Below are 23,871 nucleotides of genomic sequence, written 5' to 3' on the forward strand. Positions count from 1 at the left end.
GAACAGGAGTTTGGACAGTTGGAAGCTTAGCCAATAGCTCTTCTGCAGTATTGACGCTAACTGGAACCGTTTTGACTTCTGGTAATAGCATTAATGTGGCGAACATAGAAAGTGCCGATCAATTCGATACCGACATTTCGAATAATAGTGCGAGTCAAACTTATACGTTACAACAAGCTGATATTTCGATCTCAAAAGTGGTAGATAATGCCTCAGCGAATGTGGGAGAAAATGTAACCTTTACCATAACAGCGGCAAATGCCGGTCCAGACGCTGCTACGAATCTTGTGATCAACGACTTATTACCATCAGGCTACGCTTTCGTGAGTCAAGCAACTAGTCAGGGAACTTATGTTTCTGGAACTGGCGTGTGGACGGTAGGAACTGTGGGCAACGGTGCCAACGCAACACTTACTGTAGTAGGTACTGTTCAATCCACTGGCGACTATGGAAATACGGCTTCAGTCGGTAGTCTCGATCAGCAAGATAATACGCCAACAAATGATCAGGCGACTAGTACGGTAACGCCTCCAAGGGTGGATATCAGTATGGAAAAAGTGGTGGATAGAGAACGAGTGAACACAGGTGATGCTGTGACCTTCACATTATCTGTCAAAAACAACAGCACAACAACTGATGCTTCGGGAATTTCTGTGACTGACCTACTACCATCGGGTTATACTTACACGAGTGATACACCAAGTCAAGGTTCTTATGTAGATGGAACCGGAGTTTGGACAGTAGGTAGTCTGGCTAAGAACACAACAGCTACCTTAGAAATCAACGCAACAGTAAATGGAGCGGGTGATTTCACGAATACGGCAACGATTACTGCGGTTGATCAATTTGATACAAATACCACAAATGATGCAGCTTCAGCTGCTACAACCAAGCAATCGGCCGATATAGCAATTGCCAAAACTGTGAATGATGCAGCACCTCAGGTTGGCGATCAAGTAACGTTTACAATTACAGCGACACACTCAGGAGATGATGCAGCAACTGGAGTAACCATAACTGATGCGCTACCTAATGGCTATACTTTTGTGAGTGCAAGCACGCTACAAGGCAACTACAACAATGGCACTGGCATTTGGAATGTAGGCTCAATTGAAGTAAATGCTTCGGCAACGTTAACGATCACAGCTACAGTACTTTCAACTGGAACTTATGACAATACGGCTTCTTTGACTACAATAGATCAAGCTGATAGCAATGCTGGAAATGATTCTGCCACTGCTGTGGTAGTAACCCAATTTGCGGATTTGAATATGAGTAAATCGGTGGATAACGCTTCTCCTATCCCGGGGGCTGATGTCATCTTTACTGTGACTGTATTGAACCAAGGCGGTGGGCAAGCAACCAATGTGAGCATTACCGATCAATTGCCAAGTGGCTACACTTTCGTAAGTGCATCGACTTCTCAAGGAAGCTATTTATCGGATACAGGAGTTTGGACAGTTGGCACGTTAGCTAATGGTGCAAGCGCTTCATTGACATTAAGAGCAACCGTTAAATCAAGTGGAGATTACAATAACACGGCTTCGGTTACCTCTTCTGATCAATTTGATAGTGATGGAACTGATAACAGTGCCAGTCAATCAGTAACTGTTCAGAACTCCGATATCAACCTATCAAAAGTAGTTGACTTACCAACAGCCAATGTAGGTCAGAACGTAACGTTCACAATATCGGCGAGAAACGACGGACCGAATGATGCGACCAACGTGATCATTGAAGATCAACTTCCAGCAGGGTTTACATTCGTTTCGAGTAGTACTGCGACAGGAAGCTACAGTAATGCCACGGGTCTTTGGACACTTGGCTCATTGGCCAATGGTGTCACGGCTACGTTGAACATCACTGCTACGGTTGTCAACGTTGATAACAACACAAACACAGCTTCAGTACAGTCACTTGACCAACTTGATCCTGATGGAACTGATGATTCTGCATCGGCTACGGTGACGCCGCCAATTGCGGAGCTTGGAATTACTAAGACAGTTGACGTTGTGACCACAACACTAAATGACCCTGTTGTATTCACCATTACTGTGACGAGTGGTGCCTCAAGTACGGCCGACGCTACAAATGTGGAAGTAACTGACCTCTTGCCTGCAGGATATACCTACAATAGTGATACGCCTAGTCAAGGAACTTATAATTCTGGAACAGGTGTATGGGATATAGGAACGATCACAAATGGTGGTTCTGCTACCTTAACGATTAACGCAACAGTCACTGCGGTTGTCGATTACACCAATGTGGCTAGTATTACGGCTTCCGATCAATTCGATCCAAATGGTGGCAACAATACATCATCTGTGAGTCCATCGGTTCAGTCTATCGACTTACAAATGAGCAAAACTGTGGACAACGCTACTCAGGACGTAGGCGAAAGTGTCGTATTCACTGTTTCTCTATTAAACAATGGACCAGACCTTGCGACGAATGTAGTAGCAAATGATTTACTGCCTTCAGGATATACATTTGTATCAAGTACAACATCACATGGTACTTATGTATCTGGAACTGGTGTTTGGACAGTAGGAAGTTTAGCGAATGCTGAAACTGCTACGTTAACGATCCGAACCACAATTAATGCAACAGGTGTTTATACTAACACCGCCTCAGTTACATCTTCAACGGAAACTGATGCTAACGGTGCCAACGATTCTGCAAGCGCAGCCGCTGCCCCATTACTATCAGAAGTAGAGATAACTAAAACTGTCAATAACAGTACGCCACTGCCAAACGGTACGATTGTATTTACTGTGACAGCCACAAATAACGGAACAAGTACAGCACAAGGTGTTCAAGTAACCGACGTACTTCCTTCAGGATATACTTTTGTGAGTAGTGCGCCAACAGCGGGTACTTATACTAATACTTCCGGTTTATGGGATATTGGTAACATTGCTGCATCGGCCAATGAAACCTTATTAATCACCGCTACTGTCAACACAGCAGGTACTTATACGAACACTGCCACAGTAAGCAGAAACAATACTTTTGATACCAATTCAGCCAATAATTCGGCTACTGAAGCAGTAACGCTGCAACAGTCTGATTTGAGTGTTACAAAAGTGGTTGATAATAGCACTACAAATGTTGGGGAGAACGCCACATTTACGGTTACCGTAAGTAATGCTGGCCCTAATAATGCCACGGACGTAAATATTCTTGACCAACTACCTTCAGGTTATACTTTTGTAAGCGCTAATGCTAGCCAAGGGATATATACTGCAGGTACAGGCGTATGGGCCGTGGGAGCAGTGAATAGTGGCGCAAATGCCACCTTGGACATTGTTGCTACTGTTCTTTCTACTGGAACTTATACTAACACAGCAAGTGTCCAATCGCTCGATCAATTCGATGGTACCTCAACGAATGATAGTGCCTCAGAAACAGTCGACCCAGCGAATATCGATTTGGCTATTTCTAAATCAGTCTCTCCTGTAGGGGCGAATGTTGGCGATCAAGTAACATTTACAGTCCTCTTAGAAAACAATGGCCCTGATGCGGCTACAGGCATTAATGTAACCGACCAGCTTCCAGCTGGCTATACATTTGTTAGCGCTTCTGCCGACCAAGGCACTTATGATGATGGTACTGGAATCTGGACCGTTGGAAGTCTTGCCAAAGATGTTGCAAAGTCGCTTGAGATTGTTGCTACCTTAAATGCATCAGGTGCTTTAACAAACACAGCAACTGTTTCTGCCGTAGCAGAGTTCGACACCAACACAGCCAATAATACCGCAACTGCCGCTGCATTTATTGAGAGTTCAGATATTTCAGTAGCTAAATCCGTAGATAACCTTACGCCAAATATTGGAGAATCTGTGGTATTCACAGTGGTAGTAAATAACGCTGGTCCTGATGCTGCTGATAACCTAGTAGTGACGGATTTATTACCAAGCGGTTTTACATATGCAAATCATACCGCAGATAGAGGTTCTTACGTATCTGGAACTGGCGTTTGGACTATAGGTACGTTGAACAACGCTGGAACTGCAACACTTCAGGTAACAGCCACTGTACTATCCACAGGCTCTTACGCCAATACTGCTTCAGTCACTTCACTAGATCAAGATGATCCTGATAATGCGGACGACTCAAGTACAATTACGTTAGTACCGATGGTAGCCGATCTGAACGTTACCAAATCTGTAGACAATGCTACACCAAATGCTGGTGATGATGTGATCTTTACGGTAAATGTTTTAAATGAAGGTACAGGAACGGCCACCGGAGTTCAAGTGACAGATTTACTTCCTAACGGGTATACCCTTGTAAGCGCTGTAACTTCTCAAGGCAGCTATGTGGCTTCTACAGGGCTATGGACAGTGAACACCATTGCAAATGGAAGTACCGCTACACTCACTTTAAGAGCTACTGTATTAGCAACAGGAAATTATACCAATACGGCAAGCGTAACGGCCTCTGATCAATTTGATAATGATACTGCTGATAATTCTGATAGTGCCCTCGTCACATTAGAAACATCTGACATCGCAATCACAAAAACTGTAGACAATGCAACCGCCAATGTCGGTGAAAATGTAACGTTTACAGTAACTGTTTCGAACACAGGTGCTGACGATGCCACGAACTTGAGCATTAATGAGGCTATTCCTTCAGGCTACAGCTTCTTAAATGCAACTGCCTCAACCGGTAGCTATAATAGTGGAGCTGGTATTTGGACTATCGGTTCACTCAGCAACGCATCATCGGCTACCTTGACCATTACGGCAACGGTACTCTCCACAGGAGATTTCACCAATACCGCTTCAGTGAATACCCTAGATCAGCAAGATCCAGATAATACTGATGACAGTGCGTCTGAGACTGTTACTGCACCTGTAATGGATCTAGACATTGAAAAGACGGCAAGTAACAGTAGTCCAAACGTAGGTGACTTGATCACATTCACTGTGACATTGACTAATAATGGCCCTACAGCTGGTTCTGCTTCAGGAATTGAAGTAGTTGATGTATTGCCTTCTGGATATACCTTCAGTTCTGCAACACCAAGTGTTGGAACTTATGACAACGGCACTGGATTATGGACGGTAGGAAGCCTAGCAAAAGATGCAAACGCTACTTTAGTGATCACTGCAACAGTACTTTCTACAGGAGACTTTGCTAATACAGCAACCGTAACAAAAGCAGATCAATTTGATCCTAATACTGGTAATAATAGTGCTACTGCCACTATTGTAACACAGTCTGCCGATCTTAACTTGACGAAAGTTGTGGATAATGCTACGCCTAATGTAGATGAGGAAGTAACATTTACATTATCCCTTTCTAACGCTGGACCTGATTTGGCAACGAATGTGGCAATCACAGATATTCTACCAAACGGATACCAATTCGTAAGTTCGACCACAGCATTTGGTAACTATAGTGCAACCACGGGACTATGGACAGTGGGTAATGTGACTACAACACAGACTCCAGAACTGACCATAAGAGCTAAAGTCTTACCGACAGGCGCATACAACAACACTGCCTCTATCACGGGGTCAGACCAAGATGATCCAACTACAAGTAATAATACGAGTACCGCCAATGTAGATGCACAGATTGCAGATTTGAGCATTACTAAAATGCTCAATAACAACAACCCAATTCCAGGCGCAACAGTGGTCTACACAATTACAGTGACTAATGATGGTCCTGATGCTGCTACTTCAGTAGAAGTAAGTGATAGACTACCAAGTGGAATTGCATTCGCTAGTTTCACGGCCAGCACTGGAACATACGATCAAAACACTGGTATTTGGACTGTTGGCAACTTAGTGAGTAGTTCAAGTGCAGTCCTAACACTAACTGGCACCGTACAAAGAACTGGCAACTTTACGAACGTAGCCAACATTGAAGGTGCAGATCAATTTGACCCAGATAACGGTAATAATAGCGCAAGCCAAGGTCTTACACTTCAAGAATCTGACATTGCTGTTACCGTAGCAGTCGACGATGCCAACGCAAACGTTGGAGAAGATGTAACATTCACCGTAACCATAAGCAATAATGGCGGTGACGATGCTACTAACCTTGTCATTGACAACCTTTTACCTTCTGGATATACTTTGGTAAGCCAGTCCCCTGCTACAGGAACTTACAACGCGACTACAGGAGTTTGGACAGTTGGAAACTTAGCTAATGGTGGATCTACTACCCTCACGGTGGTAGCTACCGTCAACGCATCTGGTGATTATGGAAATACAGCATCACTCAGTAGCTTAGATCAAGTAGACGATAACAGCGCAAATGATCAAGATACAGAGACCGTTACGCCACCTAGAGTGGATATCAGTCTAGATAAAACTGTAGATCAAGAACGTGTTAATACTGGCGATGAAATAACATTTGTTATCACGGCGACCAATAATGACGGCACTGAAGATGCAACAGGTGTGGTAGTAACGGATCAATTGCCAAGTGGCTATACCATTACCGGCAACACACCAAGTCAAGGTACTTATGTATCAGGAACAGGTGTTTGGACAATCGGTAATTTGAGTAGTAATACTAGCGCTACGCTAGCCATAACCGCTACAGTGAATGCGACGGGTGATTTTGAAAATACTGCAACGATCACGGCTGCGGATCAGTTCGATCCTGATACTGATAATAATGCATCAAGCGCATCGACAATCAAACAAGATGCAGATGTGGCGATTGAAAAAGTCGTTGATAACGCTTCTCCTCAAATTGGGGATGACATCACGTTTACAATTACGGCATCTCATACAGGTACAGATAATGCGACGGGTGTTACAATAACTGATGCGCTACCGAGTGGCTATGACTTTGTAGGAGCCACCACGGCAAATGGAAGTTATGATAATGGAACTGGTATCTGGACAGTTGGTGCAATTGCAGCCAACACTTCGGTAACATTAGACCTAACAGTAACCGTTAAATCAACAGGTGATTACAACAACACTGCAACGTTAACGACAATCGATCAGGCCGATGGTACAGCTAGTAACAATACGGCTACTGCAAATGTAGTACCTCAAGTAGCTGACTTAAACTTGACAAAAACGGTTGATAACGCTAGCCCGATACCAGGTGAAGATGTAATCTTTACGGTAACGGTCCTTAATGAAGGAACAGGTGCTGGAACAAATATTGAAATCACTGATCAACTACCTTCAGGTTATACCTTAGTAAGCTTCTCTACTTCACAAGGAACTTATACGACAAGTACAGGTGTATGGACAGTTGGTAACTTGGCTAATGCAGGTAGTGCTTCACTAACGATTAGAGCAAGAGTGCTGGCAACGGGTGATTATAACAACACAGCTTCTGTCACAAGCTCAGACCAGTTTGATAATGATACATCTGATAATACTGCTTCTAGAAGTGTCACCGTTCAAACTTCAGATATTAGCATTACCAAAACTGTCGATAATGCAAGTGCAAATGTTGGACAGAACGTAGTCTTCACAGTTACGGCAAGCAATGCCGGACCAGATGCGGCGACCAACCTTGAAATCAACGATGATCTACCGGCTGGCTACACCTTTGTATCAAGTAATACCGCTACTGGAAGTTATGACGATGCTACGGGCATTTGGACAGTAGGAACGCTTGCCAACGGTGCCAATGCGACACTGACCATTACAGCCACTGTGGCTTCGGTGGATGACAATGTGAATATCGCTTCTGTTGGTGAACTAGATCAGATTGATCCGACCGATTCAAATGACTCAGCTAGCGCGACGGTAACTCCTCCAATAGCTGACCTATCCATAACGAAAGGTGTAAATACCAATACGCCGACTGTTGGTGAAGAAGTAACATTCACACTTGTGGTAACGAGCGAAGCTTCAAGTACTTCGGATGCTACCAATGTAGTTGTAACTGACGTGTTACCGAGCGGATACACTTTCACAAGTGCCAATACTGCAGCTGGTAGCTATGACAATTCTACAGGACTTTGGACTGTAGGCACAGTGACGAATGGTGGTACAGCTACCCTTACGATCAACGCGACGGTGAATGCAAGTGGCGACTTAACAAACGTCGCTAGAATCACAGGTTCTGATCAATTCGACCCAAACCTAGGTAATAATACAGCCACGGTGAGCACTAACTCTCAAGCGATTGATTTAGGGGTGACGATTACGCCAGATGTTACGACACAAGACGTAAATGGTGAAGTCACTTTCCAAATTACATTGACGAATAATGGGCCTGATGCTGCCACAGGAGTAATTGCCAACAATGTACTTCCTGATGGATTCGAATTTGTATCGGCAAACCAAGACTTTGGAACTTACAATGAGACCACAGGAACATGGAATATTGGGGCATTACCAAACGGTGCTACAGCCAATTTAACGGTAGTTGGAAAAGTGCTAAGCACAGGTAATTATACTAATACTATCTCGGTGGTATCTGCCAACCAAACTGACCTTGATAGCTCAAATAATCAAGCAAGTACTACGATTACGGCATTACTGTCTGATGTATCCATCACTAAAGTGGTAAGCAACACCACTCCTATTCCTGGTGAATCTGTTGAGTTTACAGTCACTGCGGCAAATGCTGGACCTAATAGTGCACGCGAAGTTCAGATCACCGATATGCTACCTAGTGGTTATACCTTCGTAAATGCTACACGAACTAAAGGAACGTATGATAATACAACTGGTATTTGGAATGTTGGAAGTATTGGTAGTGGTACGACTCAGACCTTAATTATCAGAGCAACTGTAAATGCCGCGGGCGATTATTTAAACACTGCGACCGTATCACGAAACACTACTTTCGATACTGATAATACAAATGACACGGCATCGGCAACCACGACTGTTCAAGTAGCCGATGTAAGCGTGACCAAAATTGTAAGTAATAACATCGCGAATGTTGGTGAAAATGTAACCTTCACAATCACAGCATCAAATGCGGGACCAGATGCAGCTACCAACGTAGAAATACTCGACAAAGTACCGTCTGGGTATACCTTCGTCAGCGCATCGGCAAGTCAAGGAACATACAACCAAATCAGTGGAATTTGGACGGTCGGCACGATTAACAATAGTGCTAACGCGACCATTAGCATTGTAGCAACAGTAGAAGCAACTGGCGATTTCGATAATGTGGCTAGTGTTCAACGAGTAGATCAAAACGATCCTGACTTAACGAACGATAGCGCAACAGCAACCGTAACACCACCGAACGCCGATCTTGTAGTTACAAAAGTAATTGATGACGCTAGTCCTAACGTGGGCGACAATGTAACCTTTACAGTAACGGTGACTAATGATGGACCAAGTCAGGCGACGGATATCATTTTGACCGATCAACTGCCAAGTGGATTTACATTTGTCAATGCCACAGAAAGTCAAGGAAGCTATGTTTCTACAACTGGCATTTGGACAGTTGGAAACTTAGCAAATAACGGTGTGGCTACATTAGAAGTATTAGCCACAGCGAATGCAAGTGGTGACAGAGCCAATACCGCTTCTATTACTAGCGTAAATGAGTTCGATCCTGAAACGGCCAATAACACTGCGACGGTAACGTCTGGTATTCAAAACTCAGACCTTAGCATTACGAAAGTTGTCAGTGATGCAACACCTAATGTAGGTGATGAAGTAGCCTTCACAATTACTGTGAATAACGCGGGTCCTGATGCGGCAACGAACGTATCTATCACAGATCAACTACCTAGCGGATTTACATTCGTGAACGCGACGCCTTCAAGAGGTTCTTACGATAATACTTCGGGCGTTTGGATGTTCTCGAGCCTAAATAATGCTGGAGTAGCTACACTAGAAGTCAGGGCGACAACCCTATCGACTGGTGATTTTGTGAATACCGCAACTATCACTGCCGCAGACCAGAATGATACTGATAATACGAATAACACTGCTTCAGTTACAGTCGACCCAATGATCGCTGATTTGAGTATTACAAAAGCAGTAGATAATAACAATCCGGTACCAGGTGATGACGTAATCTTTACCATAAATCTATCGAATGCTGGACCAGATGCGGCGACTAACATTACGGTCACCGACCAAATACCTAGTGGATTTAGTCTGGTGAGTGCCGTGGCATCGCAAGGAAATTTCGATACCAATACTGGAGCATGGACCATAAACAGTCTGGCAAACAGTGCCACTGCTACCCTAACAATTAGGACCACAGTTCAGGCAAGTGGAGATTTTACCAATACCGCGAGCATTACTGCTGTAGATCAATTTGATAACGATAATTCGAATAATACCGCGAGCAGTGCAGTCACACTACAATCTGCTGATATTAATATCACTAAGACTGTAGATGACGATGATGCCAATGTCGGTGAAACCGTCACATTTACAGTGACCGTAACCAATGATGGTGCTGACAGAGCTACTGGTCTTTCAATACTAGACGAATTACCAACAGGCTACAACTTGTTATCTGCCAACCCAAGTGCTGGCAACTATGTTTCTGCTACAGGCATCTGGACAATCGGTCAATTGGCGAATGGTGACGCAGTTACCCTCACCATGACGGCTAGCGTGCTATCAACTGGTGAATACGAAAACACTGCCTTAGTGAATAGTCTAGATCAAATTGATCCAACCAGTGGAAATGATACGGCTAGTGCAACGGTGACACCACCGCGTGCAGATTTAGCGATCACCAAAACTGTGGATAATACCAATCCGAATGTCGGTGAACTAATAACGTTTACCGTAACACTTGTGAATAATGGACCAAGTACGTCAGATGCGACAGGTATTGAAGTGACTGATGTAGTACCATCCGGATATACTTTGGTAACCCCTACTGCTTCGGTAGGAACTTATGACCGTAATTCAGGAATCTGGACAGTAGGCTCCCTAGCCAATGCGGCACAAGCCACGTTGACCATGACAGCTACAGTGAACGAAACTGGTGATTTTACGAACACGGCTAGAATTTCTGCAAATGACGTTTTCGATCCGAACGAGGGAGATAACACAGCTAGTGCGAGTATTCTTGCCCAAGCTTCCGACCTCGAAGTGATTAAAGCGGTAAGTGATGAAATGCCAAACATTGGTGACAATATCACTTTCACTATTAATCTCAATAACCTCGGACCAGATCCTGCGACAAATGTTCAGGTAACTGATCAGATTCCAAGTGGATATGACTTTGTTTCTGCAGTGACCAACTTTGGTACTTATGCTGAGAATACTGGCATCTGGTCTGTTGGATCAATTGCTAATGCGCAAACGGCGACATTGACCATAGTAGCTACGGTCAACCAAACTGTAGATCATGACAATACAGCCACCATCACAGGGGCTGATCAAGATGATCCTGAAGATGCTAATAACTCGTCAACAGTAGAAGTTGTCGCCCAGTTTGCTGATTTGAATATTACCAAAACAGTTGACGATAGTTCACCAGTACCTGGAGATGATGTAATCTTTACGATTACTGTCGCCAACAATGGACCAAATACAGCGACCAACATTGCCATAACTGACCTACTTCCAAGTGGATATTCACTAGTAAGTAGTAACGCCTCTATCGGTACTTATGATAGCAACAGTGGCGTTTGGGCAGTATCTAGCATCGGTAACTCGGGAAGTGCTGTATTGACTATAAGGGCAACAGTTCAAGCAAGTGGAGATTTTACAAATACTGCTACGATCACTGCTGCGGATCAGTTTGATCTTGATAACTCAAATAATACTGCCGACGCGGCAGTTACGGTTCAAACTGCTGACATCAGCTTGACTAAATCAGTTGACAATGCCACGGCAAATGTGGGCGAAAATGTAACGTTTACAATCACTGCGTCGAATGCTGGACCAAACACAGCAACAAGATTGAGCATCACAGATCAACTACCGTCAGGATATACATTTGTTAGTGCTACATCTACCCAAGGAACCTTTACGAGCGCAACAGGAGAATGGGAAATTGGAACCCTGAATAATGCGAGCGAAGCACGACTTGAAGTAACTGCGACTGTATTGTCTTCAGGCGACTTTGAAAATACGGCTTCAGTTACAGCACTGGATCAAGTTGACCCAACGTCAAATAACGATTCAGCCACTGAAAGTGTAAACCCTCCACGTGCCGATCTGAACCTTACTAAAGTAGTAGACGCCAACAATCCGAATGTTGGAGATCAAGTAACATTCACAGTTACTTTGACCAATAACGGACCAAGTACTACACCTGCAACAGGAATAGAAGTAACTGATCAATTGCCGTCTGGTTATGCGCTAACAAACGCAACAACTACTCCAGGAACATCCTATAATAATGTGAATGGAAAATGGACTGTCGGAGAATTGGCTAAAGATGAGCAAGTAATATTAGTTATTGAGGCAACCGTTAGAGAAAATGGTGACTTTACTAACACGGCTAGCGTAACTGCATCAGATGTTTTCGATCCGAATGAAGGTGATAACACGGCTAGCGCGAGTATCGTGGCACAGTCAGCAGACCTAGCCCTGTCTAAGGTAATTAGCGATGCAACACCGAACGTAAATGAAAACGTGACCTTCACGATTAGCGTGGCTAATAATGGCCCAGACGCTGCTACAGGAGTTGTAGTAACGGATCAATTACCTTCTGGATATGAATTTGTAGAAGCAAATACAGCTTTCGGTAGCTACAATAATAACTCAGGTCTTTGGACAATTGGATCGATTGGAAACGGAAACACTGCCACTATTGATCTAGTCGCGAAAGTTAAATCAACTGGAGATTACGACAATACTGCTAGTATAACTGCTGCCGATCAAGACGACCCAGATACTGACAATGACGATGCAACGGTTAATGTTACTGCACAGTTTGCAGACTTGAACATTTCTAAAACCGTAGACAACAGTTCGCCAGTTCCTGGAGAAGATGTCATCTTCACAGTAACCCTATTGAACGAAGGACCAAATGATGCTACTAACATAGAAGTGACCGATCAGGTCCCTGACGGCTATAGCATAGTTAACGCTACTGCTTCAGTTGGTAGCTATGTAAGCTCAACTGGTATTTGGTCACTCAGTAGTTTAGGAAGTAATGCCTCTGCCACACTCACAATCAGAGCGACTGTACAGTCAGCAGGAATTTTCACAAACACGGCAACGGTAACTGCCTCTGATGTATTTGATACTGATAACACAGATAATACTGCAAGTGCAAGTGTAACACTTCAGACTTCAGATATCAGCATCGCGAAAACGGTCAGTAATACAATGGCCAATGTTGGTGATGAAGTGACTTTCACAATTATTGCGAGCAATAATGGTCCAAATGAAGCAACCGGACTCGCCCTTGAAGACGTTATCCCATCGGGTTACGATTTAGTAAGTGCGATTACCACAAAAGGTGCTTACAACAATGGTTCTGGACTATGGAATATCGGCTCGCTTGATAATGTGGCAACTGCAACATTAACGGTTGTTGCCACGGTAAAAGCTGCTGGTGACTATGCGAATACAGCTGCAGTTAGTGCCCTAGATCAGAATGATCCTAACGATACTAATGATGCGGCTACCGCTACGGTAAATCCACCAAGAGCTGATTTAGTACTCGAAAAAGTAGTAGACGCTACTGATCCAAACGTGGGTGATTTGGTAACCTTCACTGTTACCTTAACGAACAATGGACCAAGCACCGCCAATGCCACTGGAATAGAAGTGACTGATCAGTTGCCATCTGGTTATGCTTTAGGTACAGCAACACCAAGTATTGGAACATATACTGCGAGTAGTGGTATTTGGGAAGTCGGATCATTAGCAAAAGATGCAAGCGCAACTTTGACCATAACGGCCACAGTTGGTGCTGCTGGCGATTTCACGAATACCGCCAGCATTACTGCTGCTACTGAATTTGATCCTAATGCAGGAAACAATACAGCCAGTGCCAGTATTGTAGCGCAATCTGCCGATTTAGGCATTACTAAAACAGTCAGCAATGCAACACCAAATATTGGTGAGGAAGTAACATTTACTTTATCTGTGAGCAATGACGGACCAGATGCAGCTACAAATGTGGAAATCACTGATGTACTGCCTAGCGGATATGACTTTGTCAACGCAGTAACTTCATTTGGAACTTACAATGCAACAAATGGTATTTGGTCGGCAGGTGTCATAAATAATAGTGCGACGGCTACCTTAGAAATAGTTGCTGCGGTAAGAGTAACGGGAGGCTACAATAATACGGCTACTATTTCGAGCAGTGATCAAAACGATCCACAGCCAATCAACAATACACAAACAGTTGATGTAACTCCTCAACGAGCAGACTTGAGTATCACTAAAGTGATTGATAATACTACTCCAATTCCTGGAGAACAGGTTGTTTATACCATTACCGTTACGAATAATGGACCTGATGCTGCTACGAATGTAGAAGTAAGTGATAGACTACCAAGTGGATTCAGTTTTGCAGCCTCCACCACAAGTACTGGTAGTTATAACGCCAATACTGGAATTTGGACGGTAGGTAATTTAGTCAATAGCTCAAGTGCGGTACTTACATTGAGGGCGACAGTATTAGCCACAGGCTCTCACTTGAATGTGGCAAATATTAATGCAGTTGATCAATACGATCCTGATGCTTCTAACAACAGTGTTAGCCAAGGCGCAACTGTTCAGATGTCAGACCTAATCGTAACAAAAGTGGTAGATAATGCCGCGGCTAATGTTGGCGAAAGCGTAGTATTTACAGTCACTATTGCGAACAGTGGCCCTGATGCAGCAACTAATGTAGAGGTTACCGATAGACTGCCTTCAGGATATGAGTTTGTAAATTCGACAGTTTCACAAGGCACATACGATAGGTTTACTGGAATCTGGGAAGCAGGAAGCATAGCAAGCAACTCTAACATTACGCTAGAAGTAGTAGGAATAGTTCAGGCGACTGGAGATTACGGTAATACCGCAACAGTATCTGAACTAGATCAAAACGATCCTGACGATACCAATAATACGGCAAGTACATTTGTGAACTCACCTCGAGCTGATATTGGCTTACAAAAAGAAGTCAATATATCTAGACCAAATGTTGGTGACGAAGTAGAGGTGACTGTGACAGTCGTCAATAACGGCCCAAGTGATGCAACCAATGTTGAGATTACTTACCTCCTACCTGATGGTTTGGAATTCGTTTCGGATAATCCAAGTCAAGGTGCGTATACAGCGAGCAGTGGCGTTTGGGCTATCGGAAATATCCCTAACGGAGATACGGAGACTATCACCATTACGGCGAAAGTACTGGCGAATGGGTCTTATGATAACAGCTCAATAGTTACAGACCTGATCGAACATGATGAAGTTGAGGAGAATGATGCAGCCGACGTAACCATCTTCCCTACTCAGACTGACATCATTGTAGAAAAAGCGGTCGACAATGGTGGACCTAATGTTGGCGATAACGTAATCTTTACCATTACCGTAACCAACGACGGCCCAGATGCTGCTACAGGAATTACCCTTGAGGATCAATTGCCAAATGGATATACCTTCATTTCAGCGAACCCAAGTCAAGGCGGATTCAATAATATTAATGGTGTTTGGACAGTAGATGACCTCGTCAATGGATCATCAGCTACTTTAGAATTGACAGCAACGGTGAAATCTGATGGCGACTACCAGAACATTGCTTCGCTATTGAATGTCGATCAATTTGATCCTGACGTTACGAATAATAGCGCAAGCTCGACACCAAGACCACAGCGTGCGGATGTCACAATCAGCAAAACTGTCGATAACGCGAATCCAAATCCAGGTGATGTCATTACCTTCTTGGTAACTGCCTTTAACATTGGACCTGATGCAGCTTCGGGTGTAGAAATAGAAGATCAATTACCGAGTGGTTATAACCTCGAAAGCGCATTTGCCTCACAAGGTACTTTTGACCCGAATACTAGAACTTGGAGTTTAGGTACACTAGGCGACGGAAGTAGTGCTGTATTGGTAATGAGTGTGAGCGTAAACGCTTCAGGAAACTTCAATAACATAGCCAATGTGACGGCATCGGATCAGTTTGATCCTGATGTAACGAATAATACAAGTAGTCAATCCATCGTATTGCAGAAGGCGGATGTGGGCATAACGAAAGTCGTCGACAACGATAATCCAAACATTGGAGATCGTGTGACTTTCACAATGACAGTGACTAACAATGGACCTGACGAGGCTACTAGTGTGGTAGTTGATGACCTTGTACCAGCAGGTTATGAAATAGTCAGTAGTGCTGTTAGCCAGGGCGGATACAATGCAGTGACAGGTATCTGGGGTATTGGAACAATTCCAACTTCTGGATCGGCAACTTTAAGCGTGATTGCCACGGTGACAAGCTCTACGGCTTATAACAACATTGCTAGTATCATCGAAGTTGATCAACTAGATGAGAATGCTACTAATGATATTGCTTCGCAAGATATAACGCTACAACAAGCTGATCTCGGCGTTGGTATTACCGTCGACAATTCGACTGCCAATGTGGGCGAATTCGTAAACTTTGTAGTCACCGTAACTAACAATGGTGCAGACGATGCTACTGGGGTCAGAGTATTGAACCAGATTCCATCTGGCTACACTGTAATTAGCACCAATACTAATGGAAACGGAGTGTACAATGAAAACACCGGAGAGTGGATCATTGGATCGTTAACCAATGGAAATTCTGTCCAATTCAACGTCCAAGCCAGAGTGCTATTAAACGGTGAATTCGAAAATGTTGCGGCTATTTCATTACTAGATCAAGTGGATAGTAATGATGCAAATAACCGTGCCGCTGTCACCGTTACTTCGCCGAAAGTAGATATAGCTATTGCTAAAACAGTTGATAATAGTAATGCTAATGCGGGTGATCCGGTTGTGTTTACTGTAACAGTAACCAACATAGGTCCAAATAGCGCAACGGGTACTGGAATAGAGGTGGTTGATAAACTACCAAATGGTTATGATTTGGTTGGCACTCCAGCGTCAAGTCAAGGTACTTATGATCCGACGACTGGTCTTTGGAGCGTAGGATCACTAGTCAAAGATGCCGCTGCAACCCTGACCATTAATGCTACTGTGAAAACAACAGGAATCTTTACCAATGTGGCCGAAGTGACAGGTGCGGAACAGTTCGATCCAGACGAAGGAAACAATCTGGCATCGGTAAGTGTAGGACTACAAACGTCAGACCTAATCATTACTAAGACAGTCAATGATGATGTTCCTAATGTCGGTGACGAGATTACCTTCACTATTCAGGTCCGAAACGACGGTCCAGATCCTGCAACAAGTGTTAGGGTAAGTGATGCGATACCGAATGGTTTCTTCTTTGTAGAAGGAACAAGTACAACAGGAAGTTATAATGGTACTACTGGTGTTTGGGACATAGGCTCCATAGCTGTTGATGGTATTGTAACCTTGGATATAAAAGCAACTGTAAGATCAACCGGCGACTTTATCAATACGGCTACGATTTCGAACCTAGATCAGGTGGATGCAGACATTACTTCGAACATCAGTTCTGTAACAGTCGACCCTCAAATTGTCGATCTAAGTATTACTAAGGTGGTTGACATTTCTAACCCTAGTGTCGGTGATGATGTATTCTTTACAGTAACCGTAAGCAATAATGGACCAGATGCAGCAACCAATGTTCAAGCTGCGGATGCACTACCTGCTGGATACGAACTAGTGAACAGTTCTGCAAGTGTAGGAACATACGACGAAACCACTGGCCTATGGGCAATTGGCGACCTTGTAGCTTCTGCTAATGCAGTACTTAACATTAGAGCCACTGTGATATCTAATGAAAATCTACAGAACACGGCAACGATAGAATTTGCTGATCAATTCGATCCAGACCTAACCAATAATGAGGCTTCAGCTGGTTCGGATGTATCAACTTCTGACATTAGTATCTCGAAAGTGGTTGACATAGCCTTCCCGAATGTTGGCGATAATGTAGTCTTTACAATTACTGTAGATAATGATGGACCAGATCAAGCGACTGGACTAAACATTACAGATCAGTTACCAAATGGATATGATCTAGTTAGCGCTGTACCAACGGTTGGCACTTACACTAGTACATCTGGAGTTTGGGCAGTCGGTAATTTAGACGATGGTGGTCGAGCGACCTTAACGATCACGGCGACCGTGAAAAGTACTGGTGACTACAACAATGTGGCAACGGTATCTTCGGTTGACCAATTTGATCCAGATCTTGCGAATAATGAATCTGATGCGAATGTATCACCTCCGCAAGTGGATCTTGAAGTGATGGCATCAGTGGATAATAACAATCCAAACGCTGGTGATGAGGTAACCTTCACCTTTACGGTTCAGAACAATGGACCTGAAGACGGTACAGGAATTACATTGGAAAGCTTACTACCTTCTGGATTTACGTTCGTGAGTTCTAATCCAAGCAAGGGAAGTTATGATCCTACAACAGGAATTTGGACGATTGGAGACCAAGGGTCTGGTTCACTGGATGTAATTACAATTGTTGCTACTGTCAATGCATCGGGTGACTATACTGCGACTGCAGCTATTGGAAATGCGGATCAGTTCGATCCAAACTTGAACAACAACAGTGCATCTGCAGGTGTAACACTACAAGGTGCTGATGTATCAGTAGTCAAGTCAGTGGATGATGCTGAGCCAAATGTTGGAGACAATGTCGATTTTACTATTAACGTTGCCAACGCTGGACCAAATGCAGCAACTAACCTTGAAATCCTGGATCTACTACCTAGCGGATACGATTTCGTGAGTGCTAACCCAAGTGTAGGCACATACAATGAAACCACAGGTATTTGGGCGATCGGCACGCTAAATGGCGGTGGCAGCGAAAGTCTAGTGGTAAGAGCACAAGTGCTAAATACTGGGGATTATGATAACACTGCTGCAGTGAACGCAGTAGATCAATTTGATCCAAATAGTGCGAACAATACCTCCACTACATCGGCACCACCGCAATTGGTTGACTTAGTCATTACCAAAGTGGTAGATAATGCAACGCCGATCATTAATGAGGAAATTGTCTTTACGATCACAGTTTCAAATAATGGTCCAGCAAGAGCAAGTGGAGTTGTTGTGGAAGACATCTTACCGAATGGATATACCCTCGTGAGTAATAACGTGACACCAGGAACATCATTCGATAGGGAGACTGGAATCTTCACGGTAGGTGACCTTGTGAGTGGTGGAAATGCGGTACTGACTTTAAGGGTAAGAACTAGCGAAACTGGTGTTCATGATAATACAGCTTCAATTATAGACCTAGACCAGTTTGATACTGATTTAACCAACAACACCGCCGATAGACCTGTCACTATACAGCGAGCAGATATCGGTGTGACTAAAGTCGTAGATGATGCTGTGGCAAATGTCGGTGACAATGTGACTTTCACCGTGATTGTTAGCAATGCTGGCCCGGATGATGCCTCTAGCCTAGTCGTAAATGACTTATTACCAAGTGGATTTACACTGGTAAATGAAAGCGCCGCGACTGGTACTTATAATAGCACTACCGGTGTATGGACCATTGGTAACTTAGCAAATGGAGCTTCTACTTCCCTGTCTGTAACGGGTACAGTATTATCACTTGGTGATTATAATAACGTTGCGGCAGTGGTAAATGCAGATCAAGTTGATGATGATAAAACAAATAATTCGGCATCAATTGAAGTGGTACCGCCAAGATCAGACTTGAGTATTTCGAAAGCAGTGAATGCTAACAATCCAAACGTTGGTGATCAAGTGACATTTACTGTGTTAGTGACTAACAATGGCCCAGACCCAGCGGATGCCACTAATGTAGAAGTGACCGATGTATTGCCTAACGGTTATACCCTCGTCTCTACAACGGAAAGCCAAGGAAACTACAACAGTTCTACTGGTCTATGGGATATCGGCACGTTACCAAATGGTTCGTCAGCCACATTTACCATGACGGCAACGGTCAATGCAAGTGGAGACTTTACCAATACAGCTCAAATCACAAACTCTGATCAGTTTGATCCTAACTTAGGTGATAACACAGCCAGTGCAAGTATTGTGGCTCAAAATGCTGATCTCAGTATGGCGAAGGCTGTTAGCAATACGGATGCTAATGTTGGTGAGAATGTGATATTTACTGTAACACTTTCAAATGCAGGTCCAGATGCTGCGACTAATGTAACGGCCCTTGACGAGCTACCTTCTGGATATACGCTAGTGAGTGCCAGTGCTTCGCATGGAACCTACAATACAAGTACAGGAATTTGGAGTGTTGGGGCGATCGCTGTCAATGAAGACGCAGTGCTCTCTGTAACTGCCACCGTACTAGAGTCGGGTGAATTCACGAACACGGCGACGGTTACTTCAGCAGATCAGGAAGATCCAGACGATTCTAATAACAGCGCGAGCGAAGGTGTGACGGCATTAAAATCTGACCTTCAGATTGATAAGATTGTCAACCAACCTACGCCTATTATTAATGAGCAAGTAGTATTTACAGTTACCGTGACGAACAACGGTCCTTCACCAGCTACTAATGTAGAGGTATTGGATAATGTACCTGACGGATTTGTTGTGACGAGTACCACGACAAGTCAAGGAAGCTACGATTCTGCAACAGGATTATGGGCTGTTGGTGACCTTGCCAATGGAGGAAGTGCAGTGATTAACTTCATCACTGAAGCACAAGCCACCGGAGATCATACTAACATAGCAACGATTAGCGGATCTGACCAGTTTGATCCAGATGAGACAAATAATACTTCTCAGCAAAGTGTAGTTGTTCAAACTGCTGATGTAGGCATCCTTAAAACAGTAAACAATGCAACAGCGAATGTTGGACAAAGTGTCATCTTCACGGTGGATGTATTTAATGAAGGACCAGATGCCGCTACAAGTCTAGAAGTCATAGACTTAATTCCTGACGGTTATGAGCTTGAAATAGCAACACCTGAGTCAGGAACCTATGTGGCTTCTACTGGAGTTTGGACAATCGGTACATTGGCAGCCAACGATACAGTAACACTGACTGTTCAAGCCGAAGTGCTTTCAACTGGTGACATTGTGAATACGGCGAGTATTAGCAATAGTGATCAAGTTGATCCAGATAGTAGCAATGATGAAGCATCAGCTGAAGTGGTCTTCCCTTCTGCAGACCTAGCCTTAACTAAGTCCTCTGACATAACCAGAGCAGATATTGGTGAAGAAGTGAACTTTACAATCACCCTCACTAATAATGGACCTGACCAAGCTAACAACATTGAGATCAATGAAAGAATCCCTAATGGTTTCGTCCTTATTGGAACTGAAGCAACTAAAGGAGATTTCGATCCAAGTACTGGACTTTGGACAATCAACGCGATGGCGCTTAACGAGAGAGCTACTTTAACAGTAACCGTTCAAACTAAAGCTGAGGGTAGTCTGTCGAATACGGTGAGTATTAACGATGTCGATGAGTTTGATCCAAACACAGCGAACAACTCTTCTACTTCAAGTATATCTCCTCGTTCGGCTGACTTGGGTGTAGTGAAAACCGTGAGTACAGCAACACCAAATATTGGTGATGAAGTAACGTTCACGATAGCACTTACTAACAACGGACCTGATGATGCCACCAACATCACAGTGACCGATCAGCTACCATCAGGCTACGAGTTAGTCAGCACAACAGCGGATGCTGGTGCTTATGATGCTGGACAATCGGCATGGTTACTTGACGGTATAAACAATGGCCAGACATTAAACCTACAAATCGTAGCTAAAGTCCTTGTCGAAGGTAATTATGACAACACGGCTACGATTAGTAGTCTGGATCAGAAGGACACAAATGCGGATAACGATGAAAGTGAAGTTGAAGTTAATCCACCGACTGTTGATATAGCCGTTACGAAAACGATCGATAACGACGAGGCGAATATCGGTGATGAAGTGAACTTCAGTATTCTGGTGAGAAACATCGGACAAGACGGTGCTTCGAACATACTGATCTCCGATGTGCTACCAACTGGATACACTTTCGTAGATGCGTTTGCAAGTATTGGCTCTTATAACGCTGAAACAGGAGATTGGACGATTGATCAACTCATCGAGGGTAGTAGTGCTTTCTTACTAGTTAGAGTTACAGTAAATGGTGAAGGAAGCTACACCAATACGGCACGACTCGTATCAGTAGATCAGTTTGATGTAAATCCAAATAACGATCTATCATCGGCCTTCACATCAATCAAACAGGCAGATGTTGGTTTAACCAAAGCAGTGAGTAACATAAATCCACTGATTGGTGATCAAGTGACTTTCAGTATTGTCATGTCAAATGCAGGACCTGAAACAGCCACCAACATAATTGCTAGCGATGTGCTACCAGATGGTTATAGATTCATTGGATTCACCGCTATCGGCGAGTTTGATCCTGAATTGGGTAGTTGGAAAGTAGATACTTTGAGACTTGGCGAAGTAGCCACTCTAGAAGTTAGAGCTGAAGTTCTACCTACAGGTAGCTACTTGAACATTGCCAGTATTCAGTCTATCGATCAAACTGACTTGAATAGCGCCAATGATGAAGCATTTGCAAAAGTATTGCCAGACATTGCCGATCTACAGATTGAGAAAACGGTTAGTAATTCTAGACCAGAGCTCAATGAGCAGATCACTTTCTTCGTCACAGTAGCGAATAACGGACCGAATGATGCAACAAATATTGAAGTCCTAGAAGTTGTTCCAAGTGGCTATACAGTTGTGAGTATTGCCGCAGGTACAGGAACCTACAATGCTAACAATGGCATTTGGAGTATCCCAGCATTGGCGGTTGACGCTACTGCAACATTGGGAATAACGGTGACCGTAAATGCAGCTGGTGACTACTTAAATGAAGCGGCCATTACGAAGGCTGATCAATTTGATCCTGACTTGACCAACAATAAGGCACAACGTAGAATCACGCTACCAAGGGCAGACTTATCAGTGGTCAAAACGGTGAGTAACGATGATCCGAGTAGTGGTGATCAAGTAACATTTACTATCGTGGTGAGCAACTCTGGCCCGAACCCAGCCACTAACGTAGTACTGACCGAGGTAATTCCTACAGGATACAGTTTTGTTAGTTCATCGGCCACTTTAGGTGCTTATGATGAAGTAGCTGGAACATGGAATATTGGTATACTGGTAATCGATCAGACCGAGACACTCACCATTTTGGTAGACGTGCTGGATGATGGTGAGCACACTAATACGGTTTCTGTAACGGCAACCGAAGTGGATCCTGATGAAAATAATAATATCAGTACGGTAGAGCTTTCGTTCAACAATCCGCCAATTGCAGAAAACGATGCAGTGACTATACCTCAGAATACAAGTATTGTGAATGGAACTGTTACCTTCAATGACACTGAAGAAGATGGTGATAATTTGACATATACTTTAGTGAGTTCTGGTAGTGCAGGTGAAAGAGGAACGCTAACCTTTAACCCAGATGGTACATACAGCTATACTCCAAACCCTGACTTCTTCGGTGTAGTGTCATTTACATATGAAGTATGTGATGACGGCATCCCAGTGAAGTGTGATCAGGCGGTAGTAACAATTACTGTCCTTGAAAACACAGATGTAAGGCCAGGTAGTGGTATCTCCCCTAATAATGATGGAATGGGTGAAGAAACATGGTTTATTGAAGGAATAGATAAATTCCCGAACAACAATGTGAAAATCTTCAACCGATGGGGTAACCTAGTTTGGGAGGCAGATGGATATAACAATACAAGCAAAGCGTGGAATGGCGATGCCATAGTCGGATTGTTTGTGAATAGAGATGGAGAAAGGTTACCAGACGGTACTTACTTCTATGTAGTAGATTTGAAAAATGGCAGCAAACCACTAAGTGGATTTGTAATCATCAAACGATAAT

At 43.7% G+C, this 23,871-nt stretch carries 1 protein-coding gene (cut by a window edge); it reads left to right on the plus strand.

The genetic code is table 11. From position 1 onward, the window contains the following. Positions 1 to 23,870: the 3' portion of an FG-GAP-like repeat-containing protein gene (locus tag BFP71_RS00575; RefSeq protein ID WP_069833516.1), read on the plus strand. 18,241 nt of this gene lie to the left of the window's left edge; the window shows 23,870 of its 42,111 coding nt (coding positions 18,242-42,111); its start codon lies off the left edge, out of view; it ends in the stop codon at positions 23,868 to 23,870. Position 23,871 lies beyond the last annotated feature (1 nt).

This window comes from Roseivirga misakiensis, assembly GCF_001747105.1.
In the GTDB taxonomy this organism is placed as follows: domain Bacteria; phylum Bacteroidota; class Bacteroidia; order Cytophagales; family Cyclobacteriaceae; genus Roseivirga; species Roseivirga misakiensis.